Origin of the sequence: Hymenobacter negativus (assembly GCF_016056375.1) — a bacterium.
GTDB lineage: Bacteria > Bacteroidota > Bacteroidia > Cytophagales > Hymenobacteraceae > Hymenobacter > Hymenobacter negativus_A.
Genome location: NZ_JAEDAE010000004.1, coordinates 107,343 through 129,077, shown reverse-complemented (window position 1 = coordinate 129,077; position 21,735 = coordinate 107,343). Strand labels below are relative to the sequence as shown.

The 21,735-nt window shown below is 60.8% G+C and carries 21 protein-coding genes; 10 read left to right on the top strand and 11 right to left on the bottom strand.

From position 1 onward, the window contains the following. Positions 1–56: 56 nt before the first annotated feature. From I7X13_RS11185 to I7X13_RS11165, 5 genes are all read right to left on the bottom strand, one after another. Positions 57–1,475, bottom strand: coding sequence for an MFS transporter (locus I7X13_RS11185; RefSeq protein WP_198075566.1), 1,419 nt, complete (start codon positions 1,473–1,475; stop codon positions 57–59). A 91-nt stretch (positions 1,476–1,566) separates the two neighbouring features. Continuing rightward, complete coding sequence (locus I7X13_RS11180) at positions 1,567–3,390, bottom strand: alpha-amylase family protein (protein WP_198069333.1); 1,824 nt, start codon at positions 3,388–3,390, stop codon at positions 1,567–1,569. Positions 3,391–3,489: 99 nt separating this feature from the next. Then, the gene (locus I7X13_RS11175; RefSeq protein WP_198075565.1) at positions 3,490–4,197 is read right to left on the bottom strand and encodes an SDR family oxidoreductase; all 708 of its coding nucleotides are present in this window, start codon (positions 4,195–4,197) and stop codon (positions 3,490–3,492) included. 75 nt (positions 4,198–4,272) lie between these two features. Then, entirely contained in the window at positions 4,273–6,165 is a 1,893-nt protein-coding gene (locus I7X13_RS11170; RefSeq protein ID WP_233454762.1) for an alpha-amylase family glycosyl hydrolase, read from the bottom strand. A gap of 173 nt (positions 6,166–6,338) precedes the next feature. Further along, the gene (locus I7X13_RS11165) at positions 6,339–7,781 is read right to left on the bottom strand and encodes a hydrolase (protein ID WP_233454761.1); all 1,443 of its coding nucleotides are present in this window, start codon (positions 7,779–7,781) and stop codon (positions 6,339–6,341) included. Positions 7,782–8,302: 521 nt separating this feature from the next. On the opposite strand from I7X13_RS11165, the gene glgP reads away from it, so the two are divergent. The 3 genes from glgP (at position 8,303) to I7X13_RS11150 (ending at position 11,264) form a co-directional block, all read left to right on the top strand. Continuing rightward, positions 8,303–9,952, top strand: coding sequence for an alpha-glucan family phosphorylase (gene glgP, locus I7X13_RS11160; protein ID WP_198075563.1), 1,650 nt, complete (start codon positions 8,303–8,305; stop codon positions 9,950–9,952). A 138-nt stretch (positions 9,953–10,090) separates the two neighbouring features. After that, a complete protein-coding gene (locus I7X13_RS11155; protein ID WP_198075562.1) occupies positions 10,091–10,753 on the top strand; it encodes an SOS response-associated peptidase in 663 nt (220 codons plus the stop codon). Positions 10,754–10,886: 133 nt separating this feature from the next. Then, the gene (locus I7X13_RS11150; RefSeq protein ID WP_198075561.1) at positions 10,887–11,264 is read left to right on the top strand and encodes a hypothetical protein; all 378 of its coding nucleotides are present in this window, start codon (positions 10,887–10,889) and stop codon (positions 11,262–11,264) included. A 13-nt stretch (positions 11,265–11,277) separates the two neighbouring features. On the opposite strand, the gene I7X13_RS11145 is transcribed toward I7X13_RS11150, so the two are convergent. The 3 genes from I7X13_RS11145 to I7X13_RS11135 form a co-directional block, all read right to left on the bottom strand. Further along, positions 11,278–12,813: a serine aminopeptidase domain-containing protein gene (locus I7X13_RS11145; RefSeq protein ID WP_198075560.1), complete on the bottom strand. Its 1,536-nt coding sequence runs from the start codon at positions 12,811–12,813 to the stop codon at positions 11,278–11,280. Between the two features lie 341 nt (positions 12,814–13,154). Next, complete coding sequence (locus I7X13_RS11140) at positions 13,155–13,352, bottom strand: hypothetical protein (protein WP_198075559.1); 198 nt, start codon at positions 13,350–13,352, stop codon at positions 13,155–13,157. Between the two features lie 55 nt (positions 13,353–13,407). Continuing rightward, entirely contained in the window at positions 13,408–13,845 is a 438-nt protein-coding gene (locus I7X13_RS11135) for a septal ring lytic transglycosylase RlpA family protein (RefSeq protein WP_198075558.1), read from the bottom strand. Between the two features lie 73 nt (positions 13,846–13,918). Here I7X13_RS11135 and I7X13_RS11130 point away from each other — a divergent pair, with 73 nt between their 5' ends. Beyond that, positions 13,919–14,137 (top strand): hypothetical protein, encoded by a 219-nt coding sequence (locus tag I7X13_RS11130; protein ID WP_198075557.1) that lies wholly within the window; start codon positions 13,919–13,921, stop codon positions 14,135–14,137. 86 nt (positions 14,138–14,223) lie between these two features. Here the strand turns inward: I7X13_RS11130 and I7X13_RS11125 are convergent, their stop codons facing one another. Continuing rightward, complete coding sequence (locus I7X13_RS11125; protein ID WP_198075556.1) at positions 14,224–15,072, bottom strand: glycoside hydrolase family 25 protein; 849 nt, start codon at positions 15,070–15,072, stop codon at positions 14,224–14,226. A 97-nt stretch (positions 15,073–15,169) separates the two neighbouring features. On the opposite strand from I7X13_RS11125, the gene I7X13_RS11120 reads away from it, so the two are divergent. Then, positions 15,170–15,445: a VF530 family protein gene (locus I7X13_RS11120; RefSeq protein ID WP_198069322.1), complete on the top strand. Its 276-nt coding sequence runs from the start codon at positions 15,170–15,172 to the stop codon at positions 15,443–15,445. A 5-nt stretch (positions 15,446–15,450) separates the two neighbouring features. After that, positions 15,451–15,774, top strand: coding sequence for a hypothetical protein (locus tag I7X13_RS11115; protein WP_198075555.1), 324 nt, complete (start codon positions 15,451–15,453; stop codon positions 15,772–15,774). 199 nt (positions 15,775–15,973) lie between these two features. On the opposite strand, the gene I7X13_RS11110 is transcribed toward I7X13_RS11115, so the two are convergent. Next, positions 15,974–16,360: an Hsp20 family protein gene (locus I7X13_RS11110; RefSeq protein WP_198069320.1), complete on the bottom strand. Its 387-nt coding sequence runs from the start codon at positions 16,358–16,360 to the stop codon at positions 15,974–15,976. 220 nt (positions 16,361–16,580) lie between these two features. After that, a complete protein-coding gene (locus I7X13_RS11105) occupies positions 16,581–18,443 on the bottom strand; it encodes a BamA/TamA family outer membrane protein (protein WP_198075554.1) in 1,863 nt (620 codons plus the stop codon). Positions 18,444–18,603: 160 nt separating this feature from the next. Between I7X13_RS11105 and hemW the strand changes: the two genes are divergently transcribed. The 4 genes from hemW to I7X13_RS11085 are packed head-to-tail and all read left to right on the top strand — an operon-like array spanning position 18,604 to position 21,685. Further along, positions 18,604–19,752: a radical SAM family heme chaperone HemW gene (hemW, locus tag I7X13_RS11100; RefSeq protein WP_198075553.1), complete on the top strand. Its 1,149-nt coding sequence runs from the start codon at positions 18,604–18,606 to the stop codon at positions 19,750–19,752. Further along, positions 19,749–20,180, top strand: a complete 432-nt coding sequence (locus I7X13_RS11095) for a hypothetical protein (protein ID WP_198075552.1) — start codon at positions 19,749–19,751, stop codon at positions 20,178–20,180. Before hemW ends, I7X13_RS11095 begins: the two co-directional genes overlap by 4 nt. A gap of 14 nt (positions 20,181–20,194) precedes the next feature. Next, on the top strand, positions 20,195–20,893 hold the full coding sequence (locus I7X13_RS11090; protein WP_198075551.1) for an alpha/beta fold hydrolase: 699 nt from the start codon (positions 20,195–20,197) through the stop codon (positions 20,891–20,893). A 12-nt stretch (positions 20,894–20,905) separates the two neighbouring features. Next, positions 20,906–21,685, top strand: coding sequence for a cyclase family protein (locus I7X13_RS11085; protein ID WP_198075550.1), 780 nt, complete (start codon positions 20,906–20,908; stop codon positions 21,683–21,685). The last annotated feature ends 50 nt before the right edge of the window (positions 21,686–21,735 follow it).

Sequence of the window (21,735 nt, the reverse complement as noted above, 5' to 3'; positions counted from 1 at the left end):
CAAAGAGGCCCGTTCCTTATTGAAGAAACGGGCCTCTTTGCATTTGATTCGAAACGCTACACTTGCGGGTTGGCGGGAGCCAGGGCGTCGTAGCCGAGGGTTTCGGCGGGCTCCGGCTCGGCGGGCAGGCGGATGTCGTCGGCGTCGTGCACGCGCAGGGTGAGCAGGCCCGCGATTATCATAGAGGCGCCGCCGAGCACCAGCGTGAAGATGGGCTGGTCGTGGAACACGTGCTTCGTGAGCGGCCCCAGGACCAGGCCGGCCACGCCCTGCGGAATCACGATGAAGAAGTTGAACACGCCCATGTAGTAGCCCATTTTGTTGGACGGCAGCGCGCCGGCCAGCATGGCGTAGGGCACGCTCAGGATGCTGGCCCAGGCCACGCCTACGCCCACCATCGAGAGCAGGATGTAGTGGTAGTCCTGAATGAAATAAATCGAAATCAGCCCCAAACCGCCCATCACAAGGGCCAGCATGTGGGTGAAGCGGCGGCTGGTGGCACGGGCCACCACCGGCAGCAGCAGCGCCACCACCGCCGACAGGCCGTTGTAGACCGAGAAGCACACGCCCACCCAGTCGCCGCCCTTGTTGTAAAGCGCCGACGCGGTGTCGGTGGTGTGGAAAATGTGGCTGGTGACGGCCTGCGTGGTATAAATCCACATCGAGAACAGCGCAAACCACGAGAAGAACTGCACCACGGCCAATTGACGCATTGTTTTGGGCATGTGGAAAATGCCCTCGAACGACTCCTTGAGGCCATTGGCAAAGCCGGCAGTGCGGGCCTTTTCGGCCTCGAACTCGGCCAGGTTTTCGGGCGGGTATTCCTTGGTGCGCAGGATAGTCCAGAGCACGGCCAGGAAGAATACGAGGCCACCCACGTAGAAGGCATACTTCAGCGAAAGCGAGATGTGGCCGGGCTCGGGTGTGTTGGAAATGCCGAACCAGTTGGCAAACATCCACGGCAGCGACGAACCCACGATTGCCCCCACGCCGATGAAAAACGTCTGAGCTCCGAAGCCGGTGGTGCGCTGCTGCGAGGGCAGCAGGTCGCCGACCAGCGCCCGGAACGGCTCCATCGAAATGTTGATGCTCGAATCGAGAATCCAGAGCATGCCGGCGGCCATCCACAGGGCCGTCACGTTGGGCATTACCACCAGCGCCAGCGAGGCCAGCAGCGCCCCCACGAAGAAGAACGGCCGGCGGCGGCCCCAGCGCGGGCTCCAGGTACGGTCCGACAGGTAGCCGATGACGGGCTGCACCAGCAGGCCCGTGATGGGCGCGGCCAGCCACAGGAAGGCAATTTCGTCGGTCTTGGCCCCCATGGTCTCAAAAATCCGGCTCATGTTGCTGTTTTGCAGCGCAAAGCCGAACTGAATGCCGAGGAAGCCGAAGCTCATGTTCCAGATTTGCCAGAAGCTAAGCCGGGGTTTTTCGCGGGTGCTGGCGGAAGTGGCGACGGCGGTGGGAGCAGCCATGGGAATAAAGGAGAAGAGTGGAATGCCAGCGCCGCAAATGAGCGCAGAACGGATATTGAATTTAACAACTTGCCGGCAAAGCCGGGCATTACTAGCGGGACTTTATCTCGAAAATCTGGGCCGAGAGCGGGGGCAGGGTCAGGTTGAGGGCGTTGCGCGGCTCGGCCTCGGCCAGCAGGTCGGTGTAGGTGTAGAATTTCTTGGTGCTCAACCCCATGGCCGTCAGGGCCTCGGCAGGAATGGTGAGGGTGGGCTTGTAGGTTTTGTCGGCGCTGAAATTGACCACGATGAGCAGCTGCTGCTTATCGGTGTAGCGCAGGTAGGTGTAGAGGTGGCGCTGGTTGTACTCTTTGCCCAGGTTGTTGGCGTCCTGCAGCTCGTAGAAACGGCCCTTGCGGATGGCCTCGCTGGTGCTGGTGAGGGTGAGCAGGCGGCGGTAGTAGTCGCGCAGGCTTTTCTGCTCGGGGCTGAGCTTGCCGCCGTCGAACTTGCCTTGATTCAGCCACTTCTGGTGCTCGGGCACGCCCCAATAGTCAAAAATACTGGTGCGGCCGTCCTCGCTGCTGAAGCCTTCGGCCCCGCGGCCGGGCTCGCCCACTTCCTGCCCGAAGTAGAGCATTACCGGGCCGCTGGCCAGCGTGGCCGTCACGGCCATGGCCGGAATGGCGCGGCGTGGGTCGGTGGCGAAGTCCGGCGAGGCAATGCGCTGCTCGTCGTGGTTTTCCAGAAAGCGTAGCATGTGAGAGGAGAAGCCATTGCTTTCCTCTTTCCACACTTTGGTGATGTCCTCGGTGGTGCCTTCCTGGCGCATCAGCTTGCGCAGGTCGTCATACAGGCCCACTTTGTCATATAGAAAGTCGAAGTGGCCCTTCTCCAGGTAGGTGCGGTATTCCTTCGGGTTGTAGGCTTCGCCGATGAACACGAGGCCGGGCTTCACTTTTTTCAGCTCCGGAATCACCCAGGCCCAGAACTCTACGGGCACCATTTCCACCATGTCGCAGCGGAAGCCGTCCACGTTCTTGCCAGCCCAGAACACGAGGATGTCGCGCATCTTCTTCCAGGTATCGGGCACGGGCTCGAAGTAGGTTTTGCGGCCGTTCACGTAGTCCACGCCATAGTTCAGCTTCACGGTTTCGAACCAGTCGTTCACACTGGGTGCTTCCGAGAAAACGTCGTTGCCGGTGGCCTTGGCGGGGTTTTCGGCGTACTTGCCGTCCTCGCGCGGGCCTTTCAGCGGGCCGAGCGGGTTATAGTTAGCGGGCACCACGAAGGCCTTGCCGGGCAGGTAGTAGAAGTTGTTGTTGGGCGCGAAAGCCTTGGTTTTGTCGTCCTGCGCGCCCAAATCGGCCACGCCCTGGGGCTTGGCGTCCGACTTGTACGACCGCGCCACGTGGTTCGGAATAAAGTCCATGAGAACTTTCAGGCCGTGGTCGTGGGTGCGCTTGATGAGGGCTTCGTACTCCGACATGCGGTTTTTCACCGTCACGGCCAGGTCGGGAGCCACGTCGTAGTAGTCCTTGATGGCGTAGGGCGAGCCGGCGCGGCCTTTCACCACGTCGGCGTCATCGGCCGGAATGCCGGCGCTGGTGTAGTCCGTCATGGTGGCGTGCTCAATCACGCCAGTGTACCACACGTGGCTCACGCCCATGCCCTTGATTTCATCAAGCGCCTTATCAGTAATGTCATTGAATTTGCCGCAGCCGTTCTCCGTGATGGTGCCGTAGGGCTTATTCAGGGCCACTTTGTTGCCGAACAGGCGCGTCATCAATTGGTAAATGACGAGCTTATTATCCTTCGGAACCTCAGCAGTGGTGTTCGGGTCGGTGGCTTTGGGGTGTTTTTTGTCCACGGGCGGGTTGGGCAACGAGAAAGCAGCCAAAGAGAGAAGGCCGCCGGCCAGCAACAGTTTTTTCATGATGCGGCAAGATAGTTAACGAGTGACTGAGTGGCTGAATGACTGAGTGAAGGGCACGGTAATGGGCATAAATAATTCACTTGGTCATTCAGGCACGTTCTACCACTCCTGCGTGAGGGGGTGCAGCATGAGTTCATCCACCACCACATGCGTGGGGGCCTCCAGCACATACCGCACGGCTTGGGCGATATCGGCAGGGCGGAGGTGAGTTTTCTCATTCTCCGCGCTGCCGGGCGTGGTATCGTTGAAGTAGGTATCGACCAGACCCGGATAAATGGTGCTGACTTTGATGCCGTGCGGGCGCACTTCCTTGCGCAGGCTGGCCAGCACGGCATCCTGGGCAAATTTGCTGGCCCCGTAGGCCGTGCCGTGGGCGAAGGTGCGCTTGGCTACATCGGAGGTAATGCCCACGATGTGCCCGCGCTTCTGGGCCTTGAAATGCGGCACGGAAGCCTTGCAGAGCAGGAAAGTGCCCTTCACGTTGGTATCGAAAATCCGGTCCCATTCGGCGGCATCGAACTGCTCCAGCTCATTGAATGAGCCCACGCCGGCGTTGCACACCAGAATGTCGAGGCGGCCGTAGCGGCGCAGCGTTTCGTTGATGATGTCCTGCGAATCCTGCTCGTCCGAAACGTCGGCCACGATGCACAGGCCCTGGGTCTTCTGGCCCAGGTCCAGGAGTTCGTCTTCGCTGCGGGCCACTGCCACTACTTTGGCTCCTTGCAGCGCCAGCAGCAGGGCAATGGCTTTTCCAATGCCACGGCTCGCACCCGTGACGATGGCAACTTGGTCGGTAAGGTCGGTCATGGGCGCACGGGGTTAGCAACAATGAAAGAAAATCTGCCGGGGCAGCAAGCGGAACAGTTTAACCGAACCGCCGGATTATTTGCGCAGTTCCACTACCCAGGCCGTGTGGGCGGGCACGGTCAGCGTTTTCAGGTCGCTGATGGTGGCGCCGCTCACCACTTCCACGCCCGACGAAAAACCGTCGGTACGCTCGGCGAAGCGGGTGCCGTCCACTTTCTTTTCGTCCTTCGTGTTGTTGGCGATAATCATCACGCACTCGCCCGCGTCGTTGTAGCGGAAGTACGTGTACACGCCATCCTGCGGGATAAACTGCATCAATTTACCCGAACTCAAAACCGGATGCGTCTTGCGATAATTCGCCAGCTTGCTCACGTAGTCGAAGGCCTCGCCGGCTTGGCCGCTCGGGCGCGTGGTGAAGTAGTTGGTTTTGTCGCCGGCCCAGCCGCCGGGGAAATCCTCGCGCACCTTGCCGTCGGGGTTCGAGAAGTTCTTCATCAGCACCTCGGTGCCATAGTAGAGCTGGGGCGTGCCGCGCAAGGTGAGCAGCCAGGCAATGCCGGTTTTGAACTTGTTGAAATCCTCGCCAATTACCGAGTAGAAGCGGCTCATGTCGTGGTTGTCGAGGAAGGGCACGTTGCGGGTGGCGTCCACGTACAGCCAGTCGGCCTGCAGGGCGTGGTAGAGCTTGCTCAGGTCGCCGTTTTCGGTTTTCAATGCGTCCGAAATCGCGAAGCAAATCTGGAAGTCCAGCAGACCCGGCATGTTCGATTTAAAGCCGTTCACCGGCGGCAGAATGTTCTGGGCGAAGAAGGCCTGCTCGGCCTCGGTGCCCTCCCAGGCTTCGGCAAACTGCGCCAGTTTGGGGTATTCTTCCATCGTTGCCTGACCAAACTGCATCAGGAACTTCGGCTCCGAATAAGGGTACGTATCAATGCGGTAGCCGTCAATGCCCGTGGCTTCTACCCACCACAGAAAGTTCTGAATAATGTACGTGGCCACCAGCGGGTTGCCCTGGTTCACGTCGGGCATCGAAGTATCAAACCAGCCGTCGTTGAACAGCGTGTAGTCGCGCTTCGAGCCGTAGGGGTCGTTCAGCGCAAAAGCGTTGTAATTGCTGCGCGTGAACTTGGGGAAGGCGTGGAACCAGTCGGCCGCGGGCTTGTCGAGGAACAAATGGTGGTAGCTGCCCCAGTGGTTGAGCACGATGTCCTGCACCACTTTCAGGCCGTCGGCGTGTGCGGCTTTCACGAACTGCTGGTACTCGGCGTTGGTGCCGTAGCGCGGGTCGATTTTGTAGCAGTCCGTCACCGCGTAGCCGTGGTAGCTGGCCTTCGGCATGTCGTTTTCGATGATGGGCGTGGGCCAGATGGCCGTGGCGCCCAGCTTCTTGAAGTAATCGAAATGGTTCTGAATGCCCTTGAGGTCGCCGCCGTGACGCGCGTACATCGAGTCGCGGGCAATGTGATTCACGCGGGTGCCCTTCACCACGTCGTTCTTCGAGTCGCCGTTCGAGAAACGGTCCGGCATCAGCATGTAGATGAAATCAGCCTGCGTGAGGCCTTGCGTGCGCTGCGGGTCGGTGTTGCGGGTGCGCAGCTCGTAGCTGTACGTCAGGTTCTTGCCGCCTTTAAAATTGAGTTTCAGCTGGCCCGGCTTGGCCTCGGGGCCAATGGAGAGGTTGACGACGAGGTAATTAGGACTTTCCAGCTTCTGCTGGCTGTCTAGCGTCACGCCGGGGTAAGCGACTAGGCTGGCCGTACTGCTCGCAATGCCGGGCGCATTCACCAGCAGCTGCAGCTTGGGATTTTTCATGCCCACCCACCAGTAAGTCGGGTCGATGCGCACGCCGGGGGCGGCCTTCGCGGTGGCGCGGGGAGTGGCAGCGGGGCCGGCAGCACCGGTTGCGGCCGGCGAGAGCAGCGGCATTAGCAGCCCGGTGGCAAGCAGCAAATATTGTGGGAATTTCATGGCAAAAAGGGCGTAAGAATAACGTTAAGGCCAAAAGTACAGCTTTCCCGGAAGGCGCTTCGTGCGCAACCGTTTCCACTTTTAGAATATATTTTTCGTTCATATCAAGCCTACAAAAAAGCCCGCCCCCAAACCTGGGAGCGGGCCTTCACTATTCGCTTCAGCGAAAGAGCTTACTGCTGCTTAGCGAGCCAGAGCGAGGCGTTCATGTGCAGCTTGGCGTGGCTTGCCAGCTCCGTCCAGCCGGGGTACACGGTGTTGCCGGCGCTGCCGGTGCCGTCGTCGGCCGGCGACGAGTCGGTAATGCACACCACGCGGCCCGTGCCGTAGGTACTGCTCAGGCACATGATGTTGGTATTGCCCTGCGAAGCGCTGCCCTGCCAAATCAGCGGCGTGGCGGCCGAGCCCGAGGTCTTGGTCATCGTCGCACCGTTCGAGAACTTCAGTTGCGTCACGGCGCCCTGCGAGCCGTTCAGGATGGTGTTGGTGCTGCTGGCCAGCACGTTGCTGGTGGTTTCCGAGATGTTGGTGAGGTTGATGCTGTAGCCGAAGGGGTTGGCCTGCACCGAGTTATTGGTCATCAAGTCATTCCAGATGGCGGGCGAATCGTAGCCGTCGTTGTTGCGGTCAGAGATGTTGTGGTCCGATATCATGAACAAACCGCCGCCGTTTTTCACGAAGTTGACAATGGCCGTTTTTTCCGAAGTCGTGAACAGCGTGTTCGGCTCATCAACCACGAACACGTTGTAATTCGCCAAATCCTGAGGGTTCGAGGTGTTGCCGTAGGTGATGGCCGTACCCGAGGGCAGGTTTTCCACCGAGTTGCCCAGCTTCACCAGCGCCACGCCCCATGAGGAGAGGGCGGCCGTCCAATATGTTTCTGAAGTGCTGGCCGTGATGCCCGACGCGGCCGGGGTGGGGTAGCGTGGCGTTATGCCGCTGTCCACGTCCAGGGCCCAGTCGGCGTTGCCGGCCAACTCGGCGTGGCTGGCATCGAAGAGGAATTTCTTGCCGCCGGTGCCCGTGCCGCCACCGCCACCCCCGGTGCCGTAGCTTTCCACCGTGATGTTATCAAAGTTCAGGCGGTTGGTGCTGCCGTCGGTTTTGCGCACCTGCAGGCGCACGTTGCCGGCGATGTTCACCGTGAAGGAAGCCGTGCTCAGCGTGGTGCTGCTCGTGGTGATAGTGCTGCCCATTTTGGCGTAGCTGCTACCGCTGTTGGCGCTGGCCCATAGCTCCCAAGTGCCGCTGGCATCGGTGCCGTACAGGGCGTGCGCCACCGTGACCACGCCGGCCCCGCCGGTCAGGTCGAAGTTCATGCTCAGCGAGCCGCTGTTGCGCACCCGGGTCGACCAGCTGCCGGTTTTGGCGTCGGCCGTGGTGTTGCCGATGAGGGCATCGTTCAGCGTCCAAGAGCCCGAGCTCAGCGTGACACTGCCCGTGGTGTAAGCCGTTTTGGTGCCCGTTTCAAACCCTTCGGGAAAGCCCGGCGCCGATACATTTTGCAACGCCGTAGCTGCGACCGGGGCCTCCGGCGTTAGCTCCGATTTCGAACAACTGGCGAACAGGAGAGCACCCAGCAAGGGCGCTACCAGGTAGCGAACAGAAAGTGTCATGCGCATGGTGTGAAATGGGTTAAAGATTTGGGAGTGAAGCGCCAAAGCTAGAGCAATCAATTGGGCGGATTGCAATAGAACATGTTAAAAGATTGTGGCTTTTTTTGAATTATCATCAATTAAATGCTTTTGCAATGACTGAATTTTATTAAAATCAGAAAATTTGTTATTATAATTAAAAAATTAATTATTCCTTCATAATTGCTGCTTCTCCAGCAAAGCCAATTCTGCAGCGCCAGGCCGGCAACGAGGACGATAGATTGAGCAGCGCTGCCTTTGCGTGAGCCGCGAAGAAATTTTGGCAGTAAAACACTGGCTGATATTGCCTTGACACTGTTGGCGTTGGGCCGAATGCTAACGTTTGCTTAAATCGTGCCTCAATATCAAGCGGTTGCGATTTTTCCGGAATGCTTCGGACCTTGCGCCCTCATAGGAAAGCCATGCTCCCGGCATGCCTTCTTTTTCCCAACCCGAAACCTCTATTCCGGCGTGCGCTCCGGCCCGCGCCCTAGCCCTCAATAATGGCTTTTACCTTTAAACCCTACACACCGGCCGCGAAATTCAAGACCGCCGCCGCATACTTTTCGATGGAGTTTGCCGTCGACCAGGCCCTGAAAACCTACTCCGGCGGCCTCGGCTTCCTAGCCGGCTCGCACATGCGCTCGGGCTTTGAGCTGAAGCAAAACCTGGTGGGTATTAGCATCCTGTGGAGCTTCGGCTATTATGACCAGGACCGCAACGCCGACCAGAGCATGCGCCCTGAGTTCCGCCAGAAACATTATTCGTTTCTGCAGGACACGGGCATCATCTTCCCCATCACCATTCACGGGGCCGATGTGCAGGTGAAGGCCCTGTACCTGGCCCCGGAAGTATTCGGCACCGTGCCGATGTTCTTCCTGACCACGGACATTGCCGAAAACGACTTCCTCTCGCGCACCATCTCGCACCACCTCTACGACCCGGACTCGGCGGCCCGCGTGGCCCAGAGCATCCTGCTGGGCGTGGGCGGCGGCAAGCTGCTCGACGTGCTTGGCCGCAAAACCGACGTGTACCACCTCAACGAGGGCCACGGGCTACCGCTGGCCTTCTACCTCTACGAAAAGCACGGCCGCGACCTGGCCGAGGTGCAGAAGCGCCTCGTCTTCACCACGCACACCCCCGAACTGGCCGGCAACGAGGAGCGCCCCATGAAGCTGCTGACGGACATGACCTTCTTCGGCACCATGACGGAGGAAGAAGTGCGCCGCACCGCCCAAATCGGCACCGGCGATGCGCTCAACTACACGCTCACCGCGCTGCGCTTCTCGCGCAAGGCCAACGCCGTAAGCAAGGTGCACGGCACGGTGGCCAACGAAATGTGGGGCCACTACGAGGGCATCTGCCCCATCATCCCCATCACCAACAGCCAGAACGGCACCTACTGGCGCGACCCGCAGCTGGCGGCCGCCCTCAAAGGCAAGGACGATGCCGCCCTGCTGGCGCGCAAGCAGGAGCTGAAAAAGGACCTGTTCAAAATTGTGGCCGACCAGACCGGCAACATTTTTGACCCCAACGTCATCACCATCGTGTGGGCCCGCCGTTTCGCCGGCTACAAGCGCGCCGATTTGATTCTGCGCCACTTCGAGCGCTTCGTGGAGCTGGCCAACAATGCCAAGCACCCGATTCAGATGATTTGGGCCGGCAAGCCGTATCCGAAGGACTTCGGCGCGGTGGCCTTGTTCAATGACATCATCAAGCGCACGGCCCATCTGAAGAACTGCGCCGTGCTCACTGGCTACGAGCTGGGCCTGTCGGCCGCCCTCAAGAAGGGTTCCGATATCTGGCTGAACACGCCCCGCTTCCCGCGCGAAGCCAGCGGCACCAGCGGCATGACTGCCGCCATGAACGCCAGCGTGAACCTGAGCATCGCCGACGGTTGGATTCCTGAATTCTGCCGCGATGGCGAAAACGGCTTCATCATCGCCCACGCCGACGAGAACCTGCCCGAAAACGTGAAGGACGACCAAGAAGCCACCACCCTGCTCGACGTGCTGGAAAACACCGTGCTGCCGCTCTACTACGACCAGCCCAAAAACTTCCTGAAAGTGGTGAAAACCGCCATGAAGGATGTGGAGCCGGAGTTTGAGTCGGGCCGCATGGCCAAAGAATACTACGAGCAACTGTACAAGTAGAACAGCAACTTTGTGAATCGTCGGATTCGCAAAACGGCCCTTTATCATTCAGGCACAAACCTGAATGATAAAGGGCCGTTTAGTGTTAAAATAGTGCATAAACACTGGTTTTAACCGTTCCATTCCCTGCCTTTCCGCATGTGTGGCCGTTACACTTTCATCGCCCCCGCGCCCGTCATTGAGCAGCGTTTCGACGCCAAGTTCACGGAGTCCGCGCCGACTACTTATAACGCTGCGCCCTCGCAGCGCCTACCCATCATCACCAACACTGCCCCCGGCCAGATTCAGCTGCTGAACTGGGGCCTGGTGCCCGGCTGGAGCAAGGACCCGGCCAGTGGCCCCAAGCCCATCAACGCCCGGGCCGAGACGCTGGCTGAAAAGCCCAGCTTCCGGCAGCTGCTGGAGCGGCGGCGCTGCTTGGTATTGGCCGATAGTTTCTTCGAATGGCAGGCTACACCGGCCGGCAAGGTGCCGCACCGCATCCTGCTGCGCGACGAGCAGCCCTTCGCCTTCGCCGGCCTCTGGGACGAGTGGCTGGACCGCAGCACCGGCGAGCTGCATCCCACCTTCACCATCATCACCACCGAGCCCAACGCGCTGATGGCGAAAATTCACAACCGAATGCCCGTCATCCTGCCCACCCGCGCCGCCGAAAAGGCCTGGCTGGATGATGGCTTGAGCCTGACGGCGCACCAGCAACTGCTGCAGCCTTACGACGCGGCCGCCATGCAGGAATACATCATCAGCAAGCGAGTAAACTCGCCGGCTAATAATGACCCGGAAGTGCTAGCAGCGGCGTGAAGAAAGTTGTCTATCATCCTGAGCACAGCGAAGGACCTTATCACGTTGAAACGACTCGTGCGTGATAAGGTCCTTCGCTGTGCTCAGGATGATAGATGATTTACGATTATATCAAGCGTTTATATTTGCCCGCATGAACTGGCGCAACCCCTGGCTTTTACCGATTCTCATTCTCGTGCTGGCCTCGGCCGTGCAGCTGGACCTGCCGTGGTGGAGCTTGGCCGTGGTGGCGTTTGTGGTGGGACTGGCCATTGCGCCCACGGGCCGGGTGGCCTTCTGGGCCGGCTTTAGCGGAGGCGGGCTGAGCTGGATATTGCCCGCCGCCTGGCTGGCCTACCAGAATAACGGTTTGCTGGCGCATCGGGTGGCGCAGCTGCTGCCGCTGGGCGGCTCATCGGTGGCGCTGGTGCTGGTGGCTGGCGTGGTGGCTGGCCTGGTGGGTGGGCTGGCCGCTTTGGCCGGATGCTGGCTGCGCGAGGCCTTTCGCGCACCGTCGGCTGTTCAACAATAGTAAACGCAGCTTCCTATTTCACCTGCTGCATCACCCATTCGCCCACGGCTTCGAGGGCATCGGGAGCCGCCGTGGGGCGCACGGTGGTGCCAGCGGCCAGGGCTTGTTCACTGAGCGGGGCCTGAAACTCGTGGTTCAGCCCGTCAAGCTTCTGCACGTTCACCCGCTTATTTGCTTTGAGGCCCTTTTCCAACACCGGCAGGTTGGCGGCCAGTTGCACCTGCGTGTCGGCGGTGCCGTGCAGAAGCAGGGTGGGGCAGGCCACTTTGCCCAGCTCCGCCTGCGGATTGAACGTGAGGAAGGAGCGGTACCACGGGCTGGTGAGCTGGCTGGCGCGGGTTTGCGCTGCTGCCGAGGACAGGGCTGGGTAAATCTGCTTTAGCATATTGGCCACAATGGCTTGCGCCTGGGCATTATCGGCTGTCTGGCGGATGATTTCGAGCAGCGCATACTGGCGCTTGTATAGCGCGTCGTTGCGCTTGCGGGCTTCGGTGGTCAGGCGCAGCTGTTCCTGGGCAATGTGTAGCTGGGTTTGGGCGGGATTGGCACCGGCGGCCAGCTGTTTTTTAGCTTCACGCCGGGCTACGGCCATTGCTTGCGCGGCCTGGGTAGCCCACGCAAGCTGGGCCGTATCGGGCTCGCCGGGTTGGTTTACCAGCGAGGTTTGCCGTGCCAGCAGCTCCTGCCCGTTCACGCCGGCGGCACCCAGGGCCACCAGAAAAGCCGGTGCGGGGGCTTGCGCCCCGGCCAATAGGGCCACGTTGGCCCCCTCGCCGTGCCCCAGCAGGCCCACGCGCAACGGGTCGATGCCCGACTTGGCCCGCAGGTAAGCCATGGCCGATTGTGCATCGGCCACCAGTTGGGGGCCGGCCGTAGCCGCAGGTACCCCCACCGAACGGCCGGTGCCCCGGTCATCGAGGCGCAGCACGGCCACGCCCTGCCGGGTGAGGTAATCGGCCAGCGCATTCAGCAGGCCATAATCACCGGTGCTGGGCTCCGGAGTATTCACATCGGGCAGCAGCACAACGGCGGGGAACGGTCCGGTACCGGCGGGCAGGCGCAGCGTACCGCCTAAGCCGATTTCGGGGCTCGGACTGCTGGTGCTACTCACGTGCACTTCTTCGGTCCTGTAAGATGCCGGTGCTTCGCTGATTTCAGCGGTTTTATCGGCGGCTTTTTCGGCGGTCACGCGGTCGAGCACCAGCATGGCCCGGAAGCCTGGTTGCTGCCATTGCCCGCGTAGCCGTTGCCCGTCGGCCACAGGCCGGCCGGCAAAGCGGCAGCCTGCCTTATCGGCGAAAAAAACCACGCTGTCGGCGGTATTCACCACGCGCATGGGGCTGTTTTGTAGCCGGCCCGCATCCATGCGAAGCATGGCCGTGGGCGTGCCATCGGCCAAGGCACTCACGCTGATGAACACTTGGCGGCTACCGCCCGGTACGGGAAGGGTGCCAGCCCATTGGCCCAGCATCTGGCCCGTGCCAATGGGCGCTGCCTGAATGGTTGCCAAACTCAAAGCGCTGATAACCGATAAGTAAATGAATTTCAAGGGTAAATATTTGATATTCATAGTTAATATTGATTTGCATGGTTGCCAATGGGCGAGAGCAATACGCATTTGCGCAAAACTGCTTAATTCAAAAGTACAATTAAATCTTAATTAATAAATTAAAAAGAAAAGGATTTATGAATAAAAAATCCATGCAAAGTTTTATTTATAAAAAAGGCATCATTTTATAAATCATCTCAGAATGTTCGTTATAAGTGGCTCTCGAAAGGGAAGACAGCACAGTGCCGGACACAAAAAAGCCGCCCTCCCAACTGGCTGCGGACAGCAGCAAGGGGAGGGCGGCAGCGGCATACCCGGCATGGCCGGGAGCAGCGTGATTACTACATGGTTTTGCTGTACCAGGCCAGCACTTCGAGGCCGGCAGCGTCAGTTTCAGCTTCCACTACTTCGTTGATGACGTATTGGATTTCATCGTTAGACCAGTCTTCGTCCTCGGCGGCGGGCACCCACAGGTCGAGGGCGGCGTAGCGGTTGGTGCCGGGCGGGAGCGTCCAGGTTACTTTTTTGCGGATATTCATGGCAGCGGGCAGTTGGGATGGGGCGAAGATAGAAAGCGAAGACAAGGCCGGTAGATTAACGATTATCGGCGGCCTCGCGGATGACGGTGACCTGCACCGGCACCACCCCGGCCTCGATGATGCCGAGCTGCACGGCGGCGCGGCGCGATACATCCACGATGTAGCCTTTGGTGTGCGGGCCGCGGTCGGTCACGGTAACGTCCACGGAGCGGCCGTTGCGGGTATTGGTGACGCGGATTAGGGTGCCGAAGGGCAGCGTGTTGTGGGCGGCCGTCATTTGGCCCGGGCGGTAGGTGCTGCCGCTGGCGGTGGGTCGGCCGTTGAACTTATCGGCGTAGTAGGAGCCCAGGCCCGACTGGACGCTGCCCCGGACTCCCTTGGTGCCGTTGTTCACATTGTGGCTGCTGCCGCAGGAAGCCAGCAACAGTACCAGCAGTAACAGCAAGGGCACCAGCCCGGTGTGCAGAATTTTGGCTTGTTTACGCAACTTCATCCAACCTTTATTTTCGGTGATAACCTTTCGGTCGTAATTCTCTCACAACCCTATTTTCCCCCAACACACAACCATGAAAAATTTCCTGAAAGTAGCTTCGGCCCTCGCCCTGTCGTTCACGTTTATGGCTGCTCACGCGCAGCAAGGCGACGGCAAGATGATGAAAAAAGAAGAGAAGTCCGAAGGCAAGATGATGAAGCACGACGGCAAGATGCACGACAGCAAGATGGCCAAAAAAGAAGGCAAGGCGATGAAGAAAGACGCCAAAATGGAAACCAAGGGGAAAATGTAGGCCCTCGGCTCGTCCGATAAACTACAGCCGTCCGGGCTGGTTGCTTCTGCGGGAGCGGCCGGGCCGGACGGTTTTTTTGTGGAGCCTTAGCGGGCCGGTTTGGGCGGGGCGGCCGGAATGCGCAACGCCTGCAAAGACTCGAAATTGCCCTGGAAGACGTTGAAATCGACCACGCCGCGAATGCCCGGCACGTAAGCCTCGTCGGAATGCTGCCAGATTATCCACTTGCTGCGGGGCAGGGTGGGGCGCTCCACTTCGTAGTGGGCCAGCCAGAGCGGGTAGTTGTCGAAGTGCCCGGCCAGGTGGCGCTTATAGAAGCTGTGGTTGGAATAAAGAATGGGCCGCACGCCATAGTGGGCCTCGATGAGGCGCAGCCAGCGGGCCACCTCGCGGCGCAGCACGGCTACGTCGTGGAAATTGGCGGCTTCCACGTCGAGCACGGGCGGCAGGTCGCCGGGGGCGAGGGGGACGGTTTGAGCAAATAAATCGGCCTGCACCTTGCCGTCGCGATTGGGCTGGAAGTAGTGGTACGCCCCGCAGAGCACGCCGGCTTTGCGAGCCTCGCGCCAGTTGCGGGCAAAGCGCGGGTCGCGCAGCGTGGCGCCCTCGCTGGCCTTGATGAAGGCAAACCGTACCCGGTTGCGGGCCACCTCAGGCCAGTCGATGTGGCCCTGGTACGATGATACGTCGATGCCGTGCACGGAGTAGCCGGCCAGCAGCGGGGTTTTTTCGCGGCCCGTGAGGCCGTTTTTGGTGAAGGTGGCCCAGGCCCGGCGGGCGTAGCGGTTCAGCTGCACCTGGTGGCGTAGGTAGTAGGTACCGCCCAGCAGCAGCGCCAGCAGGGCCGCCGCCAGCAGGCCGCGCCGCCACGGCCGCCGGGGTGCGGTGGGCCGGGCAGGCCGGGCAACGGGAGCAGTGCTGGACAATGGAGGCATAGGCAGGGGCTCCAAAAATAACGCCGCGCCGGGCGCCATCGTGCGCCGGGCCCCGGCTTTTCGCCAACTTTGCGCTTTCAGCCCCTCAATTTCGCCTATGTCTTTCCTCCGCGCCGCCGATGCCCGCGACGAAACCGGCCACCTCATCAGCGAGCTGCACGGCGTGAAGCTGGTGCAGATTCTGGAGTACCTCGTGGCCGCTTACGGCTGGCCCGAGCTCGATGCACGCCTGCGCATGAACTGCTTCGCCGAAAACCCGAGCATCAAGTCCAGCCTCACGTTTTTGCGCCGCACGCCCTGGGCCCGCACCAAGGTAGAAGCGCTGTACATCAAGGCTCGCAGCGCGGAAGTGCAGGGCCGCCCTCGCCCGTAAGCACCATGGCCAACGTCTCCGAAAAATCGTCCGGGCCGGCGCTGCTGGCGGGGCTGGGGCTGTTCATTGCCTTCGAAACCGCGGCCTTCTACGGCCTGCAATACCTCACCTCGGGCCTGGGCGAGGCCAACCAGAACCAGCCCGAAAACACTATTGTGGCCAATTGGGTGAAGACGATGGTGTTCTTCGTGGCGCACCTCCTGCTGGTTATCGCGGCCATGCTGGTGCTCAGCAACCGCCTGCCGCGCCGCTACCGGGGCCAGATGATGGGCTGGTTCTACGTGGCCGTGCTCATGAGCTTCGTGCTCATCATCCCGTTGTTCGGTTAGGCCCGAAAAAACAAAACCACCGCTACGGGCGGTGGCTCAAGAGTGAAATGCAGAAGACCCGGTAAGCGGCCGGTCGGTCCCGGCGGTATCAGTGGACTGCGGTGCCGGTCGGTCCCGGCAGTATAAAAAAGCGACGGCGAGGAGCGGGAGCGGAGCCGGTGGCTGGCAAGGGACCGCCGGCTCGCGCTACAAATAGGCTCTACTCGTTGCGCTTGATGTCGATTTCGCGCTGTTGGTCGTTGGGGTTCAGGAAGGGGATGCGCACGCGCAGCTCCTGGCCTTCGTGGATGGCGTCGATGCGGGCTACGTCGAGGTTGGTGGGCAGGTCAAGGGTTTGAACGAAGAGCGGGGCGGCCAGCTGGTCGTCGGGCTCGTGGCGGTAGTCGCTGAATACGGTCAGTTTCTGCTGGTTCAGCACCACGCGGAAGCTGTTGGCCGACACGGTGGGCATGGCCACGCGCACAATCACACCCTTAGGGTGACGGTCGATGCGGAGCTGCGGCTGGGCTACTCCACCACCGATGGTGTTGAGCAGGTCGAGCTGAGGGGCAATGCTATGGATGAATTTCGAGCTGATAAGTTTCATGGCAGGGAGCCGCAAAAAGGGGCGGCTTCGGATGGGTAATTACAAATGATGTACCAATCCGAATCGAGGCTTATCTGCGCTGAAAATCAGCTGAATTGACACGAATTATTTGGCCGTATTCGCCAATTCCGGCCACAGTGGCGGGAAGTCGTTTTAGTTCCCGAAAAATGCAGACGATATGGCGGCCCGTAGCGTGGACTTTGCGAGTCCGCGCTACAGTTTAAAAGCGGCTGGTCAAGCCGAAGTGGATTTTGGAAGATTTCAACTCGAACGCCTGATTGCTGGCCCGTCCCACCGAATACACGAATTGAAACAAGCCGGCCGCCGTGCGAAAGCTCAGGCCCGCGCCCACGCCGGTGGGCTGGTCGCTGAACCGGTCGCTTTCAATGTCGTGGCGCAGGTAAGCCTGGTCGGTGAAGAGAAACGCGTAGGAATCGGGCCCGATGAACTGGCGGAACTCGGCCGTGGCCACAGCGTAGGAACTGGTGTAGAACTGGTTTTCGTTGAAGCCGCGCAAGGAATTCAGCCCGCCCAGCCGGAACAAATCGTTGACGAACAGGCGTGAATTGAGCAGGCCCTCGCCGCGCAGGCGCAGCAGCAGCACGCCCGCCCGCTTCACCGGGAAGTAACGCTCGGCCCGCAGGCCGAAGGAATATTGGGTGGAGTTGAGCGGAATGCCGTCGTAGAGCTCGGGTTTCAATTCGCCGTTTTTCACAATTTTTTTAGTGCCTACCGCGCCCTGGGCATTCACGAGGTAGCCGCGGTGCGGGAAGAACAAATCGTCTAGGCTGTTCCAGGCGTAGCCCAGGCCGTAGGAATTGTACTGCGAGTCAATGGTATCGGGCAGCACGGTTTTTTGCCGCAGCAGTGTATCGAGCAAAAACGAGTTGCGCTGCTCCGTGAAGAAGCTGACGCGGCCGGCCCGCGCCGTGGGGTAGGTCACCTGCAGGCGCGGGCGCAGCGTGAGGAAGGCGTTGGTTTGCTTATAAAGATTGAAAGTGCCGGCCACTTCCAGCGGTGTGCCGAAGAAGTTTGGGTGCACGTACTGGGCATCGAGCAGCTGCGAGATGGCGTCGGTTTTGCGCCACTGCAGCCCCAGCTGCTTGCCGCCGCCCTTGATGTTGCGCAGGTTGATGGTGACGTCGCCGGTGAACTGCACGCCGGTCTGGCTGGCGTTCGAGTTCGGCAGAATGCCCACGATGGCGTCGAACTGGTTGCTGGGCCGGTCGTCGAGCAGCAAATACACCCGCGCCCGGCCCAGGGCGAAGCGCACTTCAGGCTCGGCCCGAAGCTTCACGTAAGGCAACTGGCGTAGCAGCTGGGCAGCGGCGGCCACGCGTTGCTGGCTGAAAGGCTGGCCCGGAAAAATCTGCAAATACTTGGTCAGAAAGCGCTTCTTGGTTTTGCTGTTGCCCACAATCTGCAGCGAGTCGAACACCACCACGCGGCCCCGCTTCAGCACCACGCGGCCCGCAATGTCGTGCCCACTCAGGTGCACGGAATCCAAGCCAACCGAGGCAAAGGGAAAGCCCTGGTTTTCGGCTTCGGTGAGGATACGCTCCTGGAGCTTGGCCCAGTCCTCGGGCACGAAGGGCGTGTGGCGGAAGAACTTTTCGCGGTAGCCGGCGCGGGTCAGCAGGCCATCGCCGAGGTTGCCGTTGCGCAGGTAGGCCCAGCGGAACTGCTCGCCCACGTACAGGCGCACCCGCACGGTGTCGCGGCTCCAGTGCAGCTCGTCGGCCGAGGCCGTGAGGTAAGAGTCTCCTTGCAAGCCCAGCACCAGGTCGCGCACTTCGCGCAGCGCGCTCAGCGAATCGGGCACACTGGTGCGCACTTTGTAGCGGCGCAGTACCGGCCGGTCGATGGCCTCAGTTTCGAGCACCAGCCGGCGCGGGTGGGCCAGCACCCGGCGCGTGGCCGCGGCCGAAGCCGGCGTGGCGCGGGGTGGCAGGGTAGGGGTGGCCAGGCCGGGCTGGTTGGGCACGTTGGGGTCGAGACCGGGCGTTTGGGCCGCGGCTAGCTGTGGCAGCGTCAGCCAGCCGAGCAGCAGCATTCCCCACAAGCGCAGTAAAAACCTATTCATTCGGGGTGGACAACGCAAACGGCGGCGTTTAATTTCCCGAAGGTAACAGCGCGCCTAAACCGGGCCTTGTCATACGGTCAGGCGGTACCTTTGCGCTCTGCATGGGCAATTCTGCCCGCGAAATAGATTTACTGTTAACTGCTCATTGTTAACTGAAAACATGGCCGGCCTCTACCTTCATATCCCTTTCTGCAAGCAGGCCTGCCATTACTGCGATTTTCATTTCAGCACCTCGCTGGGGCTGAAAAGTCGCTTGGTAGAGGCCATTGTGCGGGAAATTGAGCTGCGGCGCGACTACATCGGCGTGGGGGCAACCTTGGAAACCATCTATTTCGGCGGCGGTACCCCGTCGCTGCTCACGGCTGAGGAACTGGGTCAGATTTTCGCCGCCATTCATCGCCACTTCGCCGTTTCGCCGCAGGCCGAAATCACCCTCGAAGCCAACCCCGATGACCTCAGCGCCGCCAAGCTGGCCGAGTTGAAAGCCGCCGGCATCAACCGCCTCAGTATCGGCCTGCAAAGCTTTTATGAGCCGCACCTGCGGATGATGAACCGCGCCCACACTGCCGAAGAATCGACCACGGCCGTGCGCCGCGCCCAGGATGCGGGCTTCGAGAACATCTCCATCGACCTGATTTATGGCGTGCCCGCGCCGGGCCACCACATCTGGGAAGCCGATTTGGCCAATGCCTTCGCGCTGGGCGTACCGCACGTCTCGGCCTATGCCCTCACCATTGAGCCGGGCACGGCCTTCGGCCACCGCCTGCAGAAAGGCACTTTCAAACCTGCGCCGGATGAATTCGTAGCCACGCAATTTGAAATGCTGCTGGCTGCCATGCGCGCTCTCGGCTACGAGCAATACGAAATCAGCAACTTCTGCCGGCCCGGCCGCGAGAGCCGCCACAACGCCAACTACTGGCGCGGCGTGCCTTACCTCGGCCTCGGCCCCAGCGCCCACAGCTACGACGGCCGCAACCGCCTTTTCACCCTCGCCAACAACCCCCAATACGTGGCCGCTGTGCTGGAGCGCGGCGAAGTGCCCGTGACCGTGGACGAGCTCACGGCCACCGACCGTGCCAACGAGTACCTGCTCACCACGCTGCGCACCGCCCGTGGCTGCGACCTGGCCCACCTGCGCACCCACCACGGCCTCGACCTGCTGGCTACCCGCGCCCCCTACCTCGCCGAGCTGCAGGCCAACGGCTGGGCCACTATCCAGAATGAAGTCCTTACCTTGACCGACGCGGGCAAGCTCTTGGCCGACCACATCACGCTGGAGCTGTTCCAACCCCCCGCCGTAGCCGAATGAAACTACTGAGCGACAGCATTGCCGACGACGCCGACTTCTTTGTGGAGCAGATTCACGTCGTGGCTATTGTCTTCGATAATACCGACGACGTGACCGTGTGGGCCACCACGTTTTTCGATAACGACACGCACTTTTTTCATCTTGCGCTGCCCTTCAAGGCGCTTGATACCCTGCTGAACCTGGCCCACCCCCGCGCCGAAGCCCTGCAGGAAGAAGTGGCCGATGCCCTCGCTGCCCAGGAGTGGCCTGCTCTGCTCGAGTACAATTCCGAGGAAGCACCGCCCGTACCCCTGCCCAGCGTGGCCCTGAAACTATCCGTCACCTACCCAGCCACCGAAGACGGCGAGCTGGACGAGGAAGACCCCGACGACCCGCAGCCCCACAACATCTTCTACCTCGAAGGCGTGTTTGTGCGGCTCGATACGTAATTGGCGTGGAACCCGTGCCCCCCGTTTTTTATCTTATTCCCGGCTTGGGGGCCGATGAGCGGGTGTTCCAATTCCTGCGCTTGCAGGGCGAAGCACATACGCTGCGCTGGCTCCCGCCGCAAAAGGCCCCCGAGACCTTGCCACACTACGCGGCTCGGCTCGCGGCCGCAATTCCACCGGCGCAGCCCTGCTGGCTGGTGGGTGTTTCCTTCGGTGGTGTTTTGGCGCTGGAAGTTGCGCAGCTACGCCCTCTGGCGCGGGTGGTGCTCATTTCCAGCTTGGTAGGGCCCGCAGAATTGCCCTGGTTAGGGAAGCTGGCTCGCATTACGGGCCTGTATCATTTGGTGCCGCCGCAGCTGTTGCCGCGGCTGCCGCGCCTGGCTAAGTGGTTTTTTGGGGTGAAAACCGGCCTCGACTATCAGTTGCTGCGCCAGATTCTGCACGACACCGACCCGGATTTCACACGTTGGGCCATTGCGCGGCTGCTGCAATGGCCGGGCCGCACCGCGCCGGTGGCCATTCGCATTCACGGCACCGATGACCGGCTGCTGCCCGCCGGAATTGCGCACAGTCAATACGTTTTGCCTGGCGGCCACCTTATTATTATCAGCCAGGCCGTTGAAATCAGCCGAATTCTAAACCAACTTGCTGCTGAAGCAAGTCCTGTTTTTTCCGTTGCGCCAGCTACGCCGTCAGCACCCGCTCACCCTTAACCTGTTCACAAATTGCTTCCTACCTATCCCTTTGCCGGCCGCACCTACGCCTACGACCCCGCCGCGCCTCTCGATATTTCCCTGCCCCTGGCTCCCGGCGATGACCAGGTAAACTGTTTCTGGGCCGAGCCCGTCCAGTTCGATACCATCCGGGTAGGCAGCTTTTTGGGCAGCGTGGCGCTGGGCGGCAGCACCAACTACCAGCGCGTCCACGTCACGCCCCACGGCAACGGAACCCACACCGAATGCTACGGCCACATCTCGCCCGACCCAGCCATCACCCTCAATCAGTGCCTGCGCCGCTTCCTGTTCGTAGCCCGCTTGGTGAGCGTAGCCCCCTCGTCCCAGCCCAACGGCGACCTCGTGGTAATGCTGGCCGATGTGCAGGCTGCTCTTATGGCCCAGCCCGACCGCGCCCTGCCCGAAGCCCTCGTGCTGCGCACCCTGCCCAACGAGGCCGCCAAGCGCCACCGCCACTACTCCGGCACCAACCCCACCTACATCGAGCCCGCCCTGGCCGAGTGGCTGGCCGAATACAACATCCAGCACCTGCTGCTCGACCTGCCCAGCGTCGACCGCGAAGAGGACGCCGGCCAGCTCCTGGCCCACCATGCCTTCTGGCAATACCCTGCCCGGCCGCGTCGCGAAGCCACCATCACCGAGCTCATTTTCGTGCCCGATGAAGTCGAAGACGGTCTCTACCTGCTCAACATTCAAATCACCAGCCTGGAGCTCGATGCCAGCCCCAGCAAGCCCGTACTCTACCGTCTGAATTTGCCAGCTGAGGGTTGATGCCCGGTGGCCGGATGCAACTGATTGAGTTGGTGATGAATCTAAGCTGA